Source organism: Shivajiella indica (assembly GCF_042683085.1).
Classification (GTDB): domain Bacteria; phylum Bacteroidota; class Bacteroidia; order Cytophagales; family Cyclobacteriaceae; genus Shivajiella; species Shivajiella indica.
Map to the genome: position 1 here is coordinate 162,393 of NZ_JBHUIV010000025.1, position 13,730 is coordinate 176,122.

At 32.1% G+C, this 13,730-nt stretch carries 12 protein-coding genes; all 12 read left to right on the plus strand.

The features are described 5' to 3' along the window. The first annotated feature begins 11 nt into the window (after positions 1-11). The 12 genes from ACFSKV_RS17130 (at position 12) to ACFSKV_RS17185 (ending at position 13,493) form a co-directional block, all read left to right on the plus strand. Entirely contained in the window at positions 12-1,172 is a 1,161-nt protein-coding gene (locus tag ACFSKV_RS17130; RefSeq protein ID WP_380805512.1) for a glycosyltransferase family 4 protein, read from the plus strand. An 8-nt stretch (positions 1,173-1,180) separates the two neighbouring features. Further along, complete coding sequence (locus tag ACFSKV_RS17135) at positions 1,181-2,287, plus strand: glycosyltransferase (RefSeq protein WP_380805515.1); 1,107 nt, start codon at positions 1,181-1,183, stop codon at positions 2,285-2,287. 18 nt (positions 2,288-2,305) lie between these two features. Continuing rightward, positions 2,306-3,388 (plus strand): glycosyltransferase family 4 protein, encoded by a 1,083-nt coding sequence (locus tag ACFSKV_RS17140; protein WP_380805518.1) that lies wholly within the window; start codon positions 2,306-2,308, stop codon positions 3,386-3,388. Positions 3,389-3,391: 3 nt separating this feature from the next. Continuing rightward, on the plus strand, positions 3,392-4,444 hold the full coding sequence (locus ACFSKV_RS17145) for a polysaccharide deacetylase family protein (RefSeq protein WP_380805520.1): 1,053 nt from the start codon (positions 3,392-3,394) through the stop codon (positions 4,442-4,444). Next, complete coding sequence (locus tag ACFSKV_RS17150; RefSeq protein ID WP_380805522.1) at positions 4,422-5,612, plus strand: delta-aminolevulinic acid dehydratase; 1,191 nt, start codon at positions 4,422-4,424, stop codon at positions 5,610-5,612. Before ACFSKV_RS17145 ends, ACFSKV_RS17150 begins: the two co-directional genes overlap by 23 nt. Position 5,613: 1 nt before the next feature. After that, complete coding sequence (locus tag ACFSKV_RS17155) at positions 5,614-6,594, plus strand: sulfotransferase family protein (protein WP_380805523.1); 981 nt, start codon at positions 5,614-5,616, stop codon at positions 6,592-6,594. Between the two features lie 68 nt (positions 6,595-6,662). Further along, positions 6,663-8,417, plus strand: a complete 1,755-nt coding sequence (locus ACFSKV_RS17160; RefSeq protein WP_380805525.1) for an SLC13 family permease — start codon at positions 6,663-6,665, stop codon at positions 8,415-8,417. Next, the gene (cysC, locus tag ACFSKV_RS17165; protein ID WP_465270331.1) at positions 8,414-9,013 is read left to right on the plus strand and encodes an adenylyl-sulfate kinase; all 600 of its coding nucleotides are present in this window, start codon (positions 8,414-8,416) and stop codon (positions 9,011-9,013) included. Before ACFSKV_RS17160 ends, cysC begins: the two co-directional genes overlap by 4 nt. Positions 9,014-9,032: 19 nt before the next feature. Then, the gene (cysD, locus tag ACFSKV_RS17170; RefSeq protein ID WP_380805527.1) at positions 9,033-9,935 is read left to right on the plus strand and encodes a sulfate adenylyltransferase subunit CysD; all 903 of its coding nucleotides are present in this window, start codon (positions 9,033-9,035) and stop codon (positions 9,933-9,935) included. Between the two features lie 63 nt (positions 9,936-9,998). Further along, entirely contained in the window at positions 9,999-11,258 is a 1,260-nt protein-coding gene (gene cysN, locus ACFSKV_RS17175; RefSeq protein WP_380805528.1) for a sulfate adenylyltransferase subunit CysN, read from the plus strand. Between the two features lie 56 nt (positions 11,259-11,314). Continuing rightward, the gene (locus ACFSKV_RS17180) at positions 11,315-12,409 is read left to right on the plus strand and encodes a glycosyltransferase family 4 protein (RefSeq protein WP_380805533.1); all 1,095 of its coding nucleotides are present in this window, start codon (positions 11,315-11,317) and stop codon (positions 12,407-12,409) included. 4 nt (positions 12,410-12,413) lie between these two features. Further along, a complete protein-coding gene (locus ACFSKV_RS17185; protein ID WP_380805535.1) occupies positions 12,414-13,493 on the plus strand; it encodes an ATP-grasp domain-containing protein in 1,080 nt (359 codons plus the stop codon). Positions 13,494-13,730 lie beyond the last annotated feature (237 nt).

Sequence of the window (13,730 nt, forward strand, 5' to 3'; positions counted from 1 at the left end):
TATTTTTCCCAATGAAAGTATTGTACTTATCAAGTCCATTTTATTTTGATATGGACTTATCTCTAATCCAAAAATTAAAGGAAAAAACTGAATTGCTTTTTCTTATTGATGTCCCAAGTTATGCTTCAAAATATACAGCATTTGATATTAGCGTTAAAAAAAATGCAGGAATTTATTCAGCCTCTGATTATAAGGAATTAAATCAATATTCTGAATTTATAGATCTTAAAAGAACCTATATAATAAATAGGACTTCAAAAAAGACATATACATTATCTAATTTTTTACTTCAATTTCAAATAAATGAATTTTTGAAAAAATGGAATATTGATGTGATCCATGTTAATGGTCTTTTGAAACCAACCTTTTTATGGTTTTTACTTGTCAATAAAAGATCCAGAATACTTACCGTTCATGATCCATTTCCACATTCAGGAGAGAATTCCAGAAAAGTTCAACTCATTAGAAAACTTAACCTCCGTTTTTTTAAGAACTTTATACTATTAAATGATACGCAAAAACTAGAGTTTGCCAATAAAGAAAAAATCCCCTTAGAAAATATTTTTATTTCCCGGTTAGGTGCTTATACCTACCTTAGTTTATTTAACGCAAAAAAGACCTCTTCTGAAGAAAAAAAGGAAAATAGCCTGCTTTTTTTTGGTAGAGTAAGTCCCTACAAAGGAATTGAAGAACTTTGCAAAGCCATTTTAATTGTAAAAAAAACAATACCTGATGTGGAATTGATCATTGCTGGTAGTGGAAGATATTGGTTTGACATTGAACCTTACAAAGCATATAAAAACTTTAAATTCATCAATAGATTCATCACTACAGAGGAGCTTGTCAAATTAATACATCAGACACAATTAGTAGTTTGCCCATATAAAGATGCCACCCAAAGCGGAGTCATCATGACTGCTTTTGGATTGAATAAGCCGGTAATTGCAACAAATGTGGGAGGACTTAAAGAAATGGTGAAACATAAATACACCGGTTCTCTCCTTGAACCTAATAATGTGGACGCTTTGGCAAAAGAAATCATCCATTTGCTTGAAAACCCTCTTTTGGTGAAAGAAATGGAAAATAATATCAAATTGGAAAATGAGAAAGGGGAAAACAGCTGGGAAATTATAACTAATAACTTGATCAATCATTACAAAACAATTAGCTAAAATTAAGTATGCGGATAGTTCAGGTGATTTATTCTCTTACCCAAGGTGGTGCTGAAAGGTTTGTAGTGGATCTTTCCAATGAGTTGGCCAAAGAAGATGAAGTCTATCTATTGACGTTTAGAAAGGATAGCGAGGAGAATAATGGTTTTTATAAAAGTGAAATAGCTGACAAAGTTAGATACATCAACTTGCCACTAAAAAAAGGATTTCGCTTTGCTGATGTTCTGACAATTAATAAACTAATTTTGGAAATAAACCCAGATGTAATCCACGCCCATTCAAATGCAATTTATTATTTTCTTTTAAAATCCATTTTTTCAAACCAAACAAAGGTTTTTCATACCATCCATAATGATGCATTTTTTGACGGTAGAAAAAAAATACCATCTCTGATTAGAAAATATTTTTATAAATTCAAAAAAGTCATCCCGATTACCATTTCGGATAAAAGCAATGAATCTTTTCGCCAATTTTACAAAATGGAAGTTTCATCCCTGATATATAATGGAAGGATGCGGCCTTCTAAAACAAATCTTTTCAACAATGTGCAACATGAAATTGAGTCAATAAAAAAAACATCGGATGACTTGGTTTTTATTCATATTTCAAGATTTAATGAAACTCAAAAGAATCATCTTCTTTTGTTAAAGGTGTTTAACAAATTATGTCAAAATTATGATAATTTAGTATTGATAATAATTGGAAGGGATTATGATAAGCAAGAAGCTGATAAGCTATTACATATAAAGAATCCACAAACTTTTTTTTTGGGGAACAAGGTAAATGTTGCTGATTACCTGTATTGTTCAAATGCTTTCTGCTTAACTTCAAATTTTGAAGGACTACCCATTTCACTTTTGGAAGCATTGGCCTGTGGAGTAGTACCCATTTGCACTCCTGTTGGTGGTATAGTTGATGTGGTCACAGATGGTAAAACAGGTTACCTGAGTGAGGAAATCAATGAAGAATCATATTATATAGCAATGGAAAAATTCGTAAAAAACCCAAATAAGATTCAAAAAAAGGATTTAATAGAACTATTTGAAACTTCTTTTTCTATTGAATCCTGTGCTAAAAACCACAGACAACTTTATGAAGAAATTTTGAACTCATAAAGCATTATTTCGGTGAATATGAAAATTTTAAAATTGCATGAACATAAAACAAACCCTGGAGGAATAGTTAGTCTTCAAAATGACTTAAAATCATTTTATACCCAATCAAACAATAGATATTTTTACTTTAGAACCGGTAAAATTGTCAATCATCCTGTTTTATCTAACCCTCTAGTGAGGTTTATTGATTTAGCTTTTTCCTATCTTCTTTATCCATTTTATTTGTTGTATTTGAGACCTGATGTTATTGAAATCAATTCATCTTTGGTAAAAAAATCATTTTATAGGGACCGTGTTTACCTAAAGTTAACAAAAATATTCTCAAGAAAATCCAAAACTATCCTTTTTAACCATGGCTGGAATGATGATTTCAAAAATCAATTATGTGGGCAAAATAATTCAGTATTGAAGGACTTCTATAATGCTTTTGATAAAATTATCTTATTAGCAAATTACTTTAAATTGGAGTTAGGTGAAATTGGAGTTGATACCTCGAAAATCCGCATTATAACTACGGGTATCAATTATAAAGATTTTGAAAATTTAAATGTCAAGAAAAAATTTTCCAATCGCCTATTATTTCTATCCAGAGTTGAACCGGAAAAAGGCATTTATCAATTTTTGGAAGCCATACCAACTTTATTGAAGTTCAATAAAGACTTTATATTTGATATAGCCGGAGATGGAGAAGCATTAGAAAGTGTAAAAAATCATGAAATAAGTAAAAATTTTAAAGACCATATCGTTTTTCATGGATATGTTTTGGGCAAAGAAAAAATTGACCTCTTTAAAAACGCAGCAATTTACATTTTCCCTTCTTATCACGGAGAGGGTTGTCCAGTATCAGTTTTGGAAGCAATGGCAGCGGGCCTGCCTGTGATATATACGGAAGTGGGAGCTTTGAAAGAACTTTTAAAAGATGGAGAAAATGGTATTTTGATTCCCCCCCAAGATTCCAAATCATTGATTGAGGCAGTTATTCAACTTCACAATGGACCAGATTTAAGGATAAAAATGGGAAATACCAATAAAGAAATTGCTGAAAAAGAATTTGATTTAAAAAAAATATTTACAGAATTAGAACAAATATATAAGCTCTAATTGATGAACCTTATTATTACATATGATTATGAATTATTTGGTGATGGTTCTGGCCATATATTCAAACATATCATTGAGCCCACAGATAAAATTTTACAAATCTGTGAACAACACCAAATCAAAACTACGCTATTTTTTGAAGTAGTGGAATATTGGTATATAAAAAAAGAATGGGATAAGGGAAATCAAATGGGATATACCCAAAACCCAATCCTAGCCATTGAAAACCAATTAAAAAAGGCCTATAAAAATGGTCATGATATACAATTGCATTTTCATCCCCAATGGCTCGGTGCAGAATTTAAAGTCGGAAAGTGGCATTTGAAAATGCAAAATTGGAGATTGGGAGACTTTGAACCAACGGATGGTATAGACACTTTAAATTTATTTTTGAAGGGTATTGAAACGATAAAACAAATCTTAAAACCCCTCGATTCCGATTATGAACCGACCATTATCAGAGCAGGGGGCTATAATATACAACCTTCTACGTTGGTTGCAGATGCAATGCTTAATACAAGATTAAAAATTGACAGTTCTGTGTATCCTGGCGGTTATGAAAATGGGGCCTTATCCAGATACGATTACAGAAATGTTACACACGATAAGGATTACTGGATACCAGACCTCAATGATTTCAGCAAAGCAAATAGAAATCTAAACACATTGAAGGAAATACCCATTTTTTCATTAAATATCCCTCGTTGGAAGAAATTTACCTTTGAAAGGATTAAATCTATTTTAGTAAACAAGGATTCTGCAATGAAAAGCGTTAAAGCTAAAACAGCGCAAAAAAGTAAAATTGAAAAAATAAAATATTGGTTTGAAAAAGAGGCTGTAACCTGGGATTTTTGTCTTTTCAGTAAGAATCTAAATAAGTATTATATTAAGTTTATTAATAAACAACTTCAAGGTAAGAGGGATACTTTTATATTGATAGGACATCCTAAAAACTTTACCTCCCCTAAAAGCCTGTCTCAATTAATAAAACTGGCAAAGAAAAACGGTTTTGAATTCATTACATTACAAGAATATGCAAAAAGAATTAGTTCTTGATTCCTTTTTAAGACTTAAGCAATATGTAGAAAAAGAGGAATACAAAGGTTGGGATCCCTACGATGGATTAAATTCTAAAGTGTATCAACAAATACCATTCAGTAACTGGAAATACCCACGCTGGTTTTGGATTCAATTGTTCAAAAGAAACCCATTTAACCTAAGGGACTTGTTAAGGGTTCCAAAAGATTATAATACCAAAGGCATTGGTTTGTTCTTACATGGTTATTGCCAGCTTTACAAACTCAGTTTGAATGGAATTCATGAATTTGGAAATCCTGAAGAACTAAAAGAAAAGATTGATTTTTTGGGTAATTTATTAATTGAACTACGGTCTCCTGGATATAGTGGTTTTTGTTGGGGATATAATTTCGATTGGCAAAACCGTGTTTTTTTCCAGCCTAAAGGAACGCCTACGGTGGTAGCTACCTCTTTCGTCGCTAATGCATTACATGAAGCATATTTAGTAACCAAGGAAGAAAAATACCTGAATGGAATCCTATCATCTTGCAAGTTTATCTGTGAAGACCTAAATAGGACTGAATATGGAAATGGCAAATTTATTTTTTCCTATTCCCCTTTGGACAAATCCCAGGTATATAATGCTTCTCTTCTAGGGGCACGGCTTTTGGCACAGGGATATGTGTATACAAAGAATGAGGAATGGTTGGATTTAAGCCAAAGGGCAGTAAAAACCATAATGAAACTTCAGGACAATAAAGGGGGCTGGGTGTATGGTGCGGCTAATAACCAACAATGGATTGACAGTTTCCACACCGGATTCAATTTGGAATGTATTTCAGATTACATGAATTATACCGGAGATAAAAGTTTTGAAAAAGAATTGCAAAAAGGAACCAATTATTATCTCCACAATTTTTTCCTGACCGACGGCACTCCAAAATATTATCACAACCATATTTATCCTATTGATATCCACTCGCCTGCCCAGTTTATCATAACTTTGATTAAACTTAATAAATTAGAGGAAAATATTGACTTGGCAGAAAAAGTGTTGAACTATACTATTCATAATATGCAGGATAAAGAAGGATATTTCTATTACCAACTTAAGAAAGGGATTTCAAGTAAAATTCCATATATGCGATGGGCACAAGCTTGGATGTTTTATACTTTTGCTAATTTTATTCTTATCAAAACAAAATAAGATGAAAATCAACCTATTTGTCTTTGGTATGCCTAGAAGTGGAACTAAATTATTAAGGGAATTACTTAATTCTAACCCTTCAATTTTTATTCCTGAAGCTGAATCTCAATTTTTCCCATTTTTATTTAAAAAATATGGTTCAATCATTGATTTTTCTAGCGAAAAAATAAAAAACCAATTTATTTCAGATATTAAAAATTCTTTATTTATTTTTTATTTGAAGACAGAATTTGATTACAACACTAATCTAGACTATCTAAATAATAAAAAAGAAAAGGAAAAATTAAGTGATATACTTACTGAATTGTTTCTCAATTTCTGTGAAAAAAAACATGTGAAGTATTTAGGAGATAAAACTCCTGAATATTTGATTCATACTGAATTACTTTTCGAGGAATTTCCAAATTCAAAATATATTCATCTAGTTAGAGACCCAAGAGATTATGTCCTTTCCATGAATAAGGCATGGGGCAAAAACATCTATCTTGCAGCCACCAAATGGAATGAATACATAACTAATTTTCAAGCTAAAAAGAAAAAACTCGGAGCTAATTTAATAGAAATTAAGTATGAAGATTTGATTTCCGAAACTGAAAAAACATTAAAGGATATTTGCAACTTCCTTGAAATCGATTTTAATAAAAATATGCTGACACCCAATAAGTCGGTTGAAAATAAAGGAGATGCAATAGGACAAAATAAAGTAAAAAAAGACAACTTTAATAAATTCCTGAATCAGTTAAGTAAAAGTCAAATTTTGGAACTGGAGCAAATTGCCTTTATTGGAATGCAGGAATATGGATATCAAATTTTGAATTCGGATTCAATTACCCAATCTAAGAAACCCCATAAAATAAAGCTTAAACTATATAGGATTCAAGATATTTTTGCTGTTGCTTTCGATGCATTTAAAATCTATGGAATTAAAAATGGTCTAAAAAAACTAATTTTCTCCCAAAAACAATTTGCAACTAAAAACTAACGAATTACTTTTTTCCTAATTATAAAGAAGTTTAAACCAATTAGTTAAATCTTCCTTGAAATTCAGTTATGGAAGCATATTTTACAGCTATAATTGTTATAATACTTATAATAAGCTTATATAAAAACTTATTAAAACCTTCCTTAATTTTTATCTTAGCTGTATTCTTACTAATAATAGCTCAAGTAATAACCGTTGAAGACTTTCTTTTGGGTTTAGCCAACAAACAGATTGTGGTCATCTTTTTGTTGATGATTTTAACTTCTGGGCTGAGAACTGCCCTAGGAAATGATTTTTTTTTCAGGTTATTTAAAAAAAATTTAAGCCCCTTTTCATTTCGCTTAAGGATGATGGCATTGGTTGCCTCTGTCTCGTCCTTATTGAACAATACTCCGGTCGTAGCATTTATGATCCCCTATGTAAAATCATGGACAGATGAGCAAAATTATCCTGCTTCGAAATTTTTGATACCTTTATCTTTTGCCACCATATTGGGGGGAATGATTACCGTGGTCGGTACATCAACCAACTTGGTGTTAAATGGCCTTATTAGCCAACAAAACTTATCACTTTTAAAATTTACAGACTTTTTCTTTTTGGGCTTATTAGTGACAATAACAGGTATTCTTTATTTGGCATTCTTCAGTGATAAGTTTTTACCTGAACACAGAGACAATAAGGAAACTGTAATGGAGCAAATTAAAGATTACATTGTTGAAACTTTTGTTGCCAAAAACTCTCCCCTTATTGGAAAAACTATCCAAGAGGCAGGATTAAGGCATCTAAAAGAACTTTTTTTAGTGGAGATCAAAAGAGGAGATAGATTAATTACTCCTGTAGATCCCAGTAGAATTTTACAGGAGTCAGATCGTTTATATTTTACTGGTAATACCCATTCAATATTAAGGCTCATTAATGAAAAAAATGGATTAAAAATTTCTGAAGATTCCCATATTTCAAAAAACAAATTCTTTAAACTTTCTGAAGCCATCATTCCAACAGGAAGTTCTTTAATTGGACAAACACTTAAATCCTGTGATTTTAGGGACACCTATAAAGGCTCGGTGATTTCAGTATATAGAAACAGGGAAAAAGTAAGTGGTAATCTTGGGGAAATCAAACTGACAGCAGGTGATTTGTTATTGATGCTTGTCAGTGAGGAAAAAGACTATTCCGAACATTGGAAAGATTTGATCTTACTCCAAAAGAAAGGAAATGTTGAAAAAAAAATAGAGTGGAAATCGAAGTGGAATATCATTTTAACCGTTTTGCTGTTACTGTTAGGGATAACAGGTATTTTGGATCTTTTTTTAGCGGTATTGATGGGAATTCTTTTGCAGATAATTGGAAAATTAACCAACCTATCCTCCATAAAAAATGCGCTGGATTTAGACCTTTTGGTAATTCTGATTTGTGCTTTGGCAATCGGAACCGCCATCAGATCCTCAGGAGCCGCTGATCTTTTTGTTAACACTATTACAAATCTAAATCCAAATTTACCGTCTTGGAGCAACATTGCTATATTATTTATCACTACTTTGATCCTAACCTCAATAATCACTAATGCTGCCGCTGTTTCCATCATGTTTCCAATTGCCTATCAGATGGCAGAATTACATTCGCATCATACTACGCCTTACTTTGTGGCCATTGCCTTCGCCGCGTCAGCAGATTTCATAACCCCAATTGGTTATCAAACCAATTTGATGGTCATGGGACCTGGTAATTATGCTTTCAAGGATTATACTAAAATTGGATTGCCTCTTACAATTATCTATTCTATTATTGTATTAACTTTTATTAATTATTATTATCAATTGTGAGCGAAAAAAACATTCATCCTAATATTTTCAAGGTAAAACAAGAACAAAGAATTGCCTTGATGAAACAAAAGCCGAAGTTAATTTGGTTTACAGGACTATCAGGTTCAGGTAAATCTACTTTAGCCAACGGAACTGAAGTACAATTACACGAAAAAGGATTCAAAACATTCCTGTTGGATGGTGATAATGTACGTGCGGGCCTGAACAAAGATTTAGGGTTTTCTGAAGAAGATAGAATTGAAAACATCAGGAGAATTGGTGAAGTATCAAAGTTAATGTTAGATGCTGGTCTAATTGTCATTTCAGCCTTTATTTCTCCTTTTCGACATGATAGAAAGCTTATTGAGCAATTGGTAGGAAAAGACAATTTTTTAGAGATTTTTGTAGATTGTCCACTAGAAATTTGTGAACAAAGAGATGTAAAAGGACTTTATAAAAAGGCAAGACAAGGCATCATCCAAAATTTTACCGGCATCAATTCACCTTATGAAAAACCTTTGAGTCCATTTCTTAGAGTCCAAACAGATCAAATGGAACTTGACAAGGCTATTCAGCTTATAATCAAAAAAGTACAACCCGAATTAAAAAAATATTAATCCTTAAATTATTTTTACCATGCAATATTACCTTACCCATTTAAGGGAATTAGAAGCAGAAGCAATATATGTGATACGGGAAGTTGTTGCACAATTTGAAAGGCCGGCACTCTTATTTTCAGGTGGTAAGGACAGTATAGTCCTTTCTCATTTAGCAAAAAAAGCTTTTTTCCCTGCTAAAATTCCTTTTCCTTTGATTCACATAGATACAGGGCACAATTTTCCGGAAACCATTGAATTTCGTGATGCTCTCGTCCAAAAACTTGGAGTTCAATTGATAGTCGGTTCTGTACAAGAGAGTATAGATAAAGGTAGGGTTAAAGAAGAAACCGGCCTAAATGCGAGCCGTAATGCTTTACAAACCATTACACTTTTGGATACACTTGAAGCTTATAATATTGATGCTGCTATGGGTGGGGCCAGAAGAGACGAGGAAAAAGCAAGGGCTAAAGAAAGATTTTTTTCCCACAGGGATGAATTTGGGCAATGGGATCCAAAAAATCAAAGGCCGGAATTATGGAACCTTTTTAATGGTAGAAAGCAGCACGGGGAACATTTCAGGGTTTTCCCTATCTCCAATTGGACTGAAATGGATGTATGGCAGTATATACAGATGGAAAATATTGAACTGCCTAATTTATACTTTTCGCATGTAAGGGAATGTGTCATCAGAGATGGAGTGATTTTAGCCAAATCAGAGTTTCTCAAACCACAACCAAAGGATATTGTCAAGACACTTACGGTACGTTTCAGAACTTGTGGTGATCTCCCCATTACCGGAGCAATAGAATCAACCGCCAATACACTTTCCCTAATTATAGAGGAAGTTGCCACCACAAGAACTACTGAACGCGGCACAAGGGCAGATGATAAACGTGGAGAAACTGCCATGGAAGACAGAAAAAAACAAGGCTATTTTTAAGTTCATTTAATATTACAGTTGATTTTAAAGAAGATAAAAGATAATCCCTAATTCTTAAGATAAATGAGTATTCAAGATAAAAACCAACTTTTGAGATTTACCACTGCAGGATCTGTAGATGATGGTAAAAGCACTTTAATAGGTCGTCTCCTTTATGATTCCAAGTCGATTTTTGAAGATCAAATGGAGGCTGTTAAAGCTTCAAGTGAAAAAAAAGGATTTGATTACGTGGATCTTTCCTTGCTAACTGATGGATTAAAATCTGAAAGAGAACAGGGAATTACCATTGATGTTGCTTATCGGTATTTTGCCACACCAAAAAGGAAATTCATCATAGCGGATACTCCAGGGCATATACAATATACCAGAAATATGGTAACAGGTGCATCAACAGCAAACCTGGCCATCATTTTAATAGATGCACGAAAAGGATTGGTAGAACAAACCCATAGGCATTCCTTTATTGCATCACTCTTACGCATTCCTCATGTCATAGTCTGTGTCAATAAAATGGATTTGGTGGATTATAACCAAGAAATTTATGATAAAATTGTTGAAGATTATCGATCATTTGCATCAAAACTGCAGGTCAAAGATGTTAATTTCGTTCCCATTTCAGCTTTAAGAGGGGATAATGTGGTGGATAGATCACAAAATATGCCATGGTATGAAGGTTCAACTCTTCTTTACCTTCTGGAAAATGTTCATATCGCTTCAGATTATAACCATGTCGATTGTAGATTTCCTGTTCAACTTGTTATCCGTCCCCATACTATGGAGTATCAGGATTTCAGAGGATATGCCGGGAGAATAGATGGGGGAATTTTCAAACCTGGTGATGAAGTGAAAATTTTACCTTCAGGATTCACCACCAAAATAAAGGATATCAATTTGGATGGAAAAACAATAAGGGAAGCTCATTCGCCAATGTCTGTTGTAATGACCCTCAAAGATGAGATAGATATTAGTAGAGGAGATATGATAGTAAGGCCTAACAACCAACCTGAAGTTGGGCAGGATTTGGAATTGATGGTTTGCTGGATGAACCAAAAGCCTATGACAGAAAGGACCAAATATATCATAAGACATACCACCAAAGAAACCCAAGCAATGGTAAAAGAAATACAATATAAAGTGGATATCAATACCTTACATAGAATTGAAGGAGTAAATGAAATAGGGATGAATGATATTGCCCGAATTACCCTTCGCTCAGCACAACCGATTTTTTTTGATTCCTATTCAAAAAACAGAAATACTGGATCAATCATATTAATAGATCAGAACACAAACGAAACTGTGGGTGCGGGGATGATAATTTAGAAGTTGGATCCAAAGTATTTTTTAATAAACATACCTTTAAAGCTCTATTTAATTGAATGCCAAATAAAATACTGATAAATGTTGGTGTTTTGACAAATCCGGGAGGGGTTTCTGCTTTATATAAAGCTCTGGATCTTGAATCAAAAAAACTTGCAGATTATTTCCAGATTTTTAATTCGACAAAAGAAAAGAACAATATCTCCAAATTCCTAAGGTTAATAAAAAAATACGTCCAATATTTCCATTTAATTAAGAAATATGAATACTTATTAATTAATCCATCCTTATTACCCAATTCTTTTTATAGAGATTCCTTTTTTACCTATTTGGGATTAATTAGGAATAAAAAAATTATTGTTTTTTGGCATGGGTGGAATGAGGAATTCTATAATAAATTAATTTCAAGTAAATTAAGACAAATCATTTTTAAAAAAACATTTTCCAAAGCAGATGCTTTTGTCATTCTAGGAAAAATCTTTGAGCAAAAATTATTTGATTTAGGAGTTAATCCCGATAAGAAAATGCTGGTTTTTTTTAATTCTGCCGATAATTCACATTTAATTGGGAAAAAACTTTCCAGAGACATCTCCGAAAAAAAAGAAATCACATTATTATTTATCGCAAGGTTTGATAAAAATAAGGGAATGTTTAAATCAGTTGAGATATTTAAACTGGTCCAGAAGAACTTTCCGGAAATTAAATTCAAACTCATTCTGGCCGGAGATGGACCAGAGTATAAAAAATTAAATGCGCACATTAATCAACAAAAAATAAAAAACATTGAATTAACAGGTTTTATTGGGGGTGCAGAAAAGCATAAGATTTTCCTTAGATCAGATATTTTACTTTTCCCATCCCACTACGGTGAAGGAATGCCCTTAAGTATTTTAGAAGCTATGACTTATGGACTTCCTATAATTAGTTCTGATGTCGGTGGAATTCCTGATTTAATAATTGATGGTGAAAATGGTTTTATGATACCGAAAAATTCCAATAATGAATTAAACGAGTATGTAAAAGCAATAGAAATATTTATAAAACATCCTGATTTGTATAAAACTATTTCTCTTAAAAACCGAAATTTTGCTGAGAACAACCTTACCCCAGAAAATGCTGGGCGAAAACTGATTAATTTTATTAATTCAATTTAAATATATGAGGGTATTAATCCCTGACGGGGAAAGTGGTCATGCTATTGCTGTTGCCCAAAGTTTACTTCTTAATGAAGAAGTAGAATTATACATAATGGCTCAAAAAAAAAATCCCCCTTCAAAATTTTTGAAAGGATGTAAGGCATTTAAATGGATTGAAACAACTGATGAAAAATCTTACTTAGAATCTATCCTTAAATTTGCCTTTGTACATAAAGTTAACATTATCCTTCCTATTGATGAGGCTTCTGGCAAAGTATTTTCACAATATAAAGACTATGTTGAAAAATTCATTCCCATTATACCTCTTCCTGAACTAGAAACATTTCACTTGGTAACAAATAAAAGATTGTTAGCTGAATTTTGCATTAAGAATGAAATACCAGTACCAATGTCGTGGAAATTGTCTGAATTTAATAAAGAATTACAGGTTAATGATGTTCAATTATTTCCAACAATTATTAAACCGGAATGTGGTAACGGTGGGAAAAACATTCAGCTTATTAAATCCAAAGAAGAGTATTTGGAAATAGATTTTGAAAGTCTAAATAAAGATTTCGGTGACTATTTTGTCCAGGAGTTCATTGAAGGATATGACATCGATATGAGTGTGCTTTGTATGAATGGTCAAATAAAAGCCTATACAATACAGAAAGCATTATTGGGAAGAAAATCAAAATTCGCCGCTGCTGCAGGAATAGAATTTTTAGAAAATAATGAATTAAAAAAAGTAGTTGAAAAGCTAATGCTGCAATTATGTTATTCAGGTATTGCACATTTAGACTTAAGGTTTGATAAAAAAACAAATGAATACAAATTAATTGAAATCAATTCAAGATTTTGGGGAAGTCTTTTAGGTTCCACGAAAGCTGGTGTCAATTTCCCTTATCTTTGCTGTAAAGTAAGATTTAACGAAGAGTTCGAAATTCCTAAATATTCAAAAAATCGATATTTTGATATATTTAGTTTATTAAAACGACCTTACTTTTTCAGAGACTATAATGTTAAAATAAAAGAAACGAATGCAAATTTTTTATTCAATGGTTTTTTAGCTAATGCTGTAAATGTTTTTAATCGTGGATAAACCTAAACTCATAATTTACTCCTAAGAATAGGTTACTTTTTCTGACTTTTTATAACCATAAAAAAGCCTCTTTCAATAAGTACTCCATCCAATTTTGAGAAAAGTTTTGATATTCCAGATTTCAATAGACCTCATAATTTAACTATAATTCCTAATATCTAATTTTTTTATTAAAAAAATTAAAACCCCGAAAAAAGCTAAAAATGCTTTTTTCGGGGTTTTCTTTTAAAAAATTCC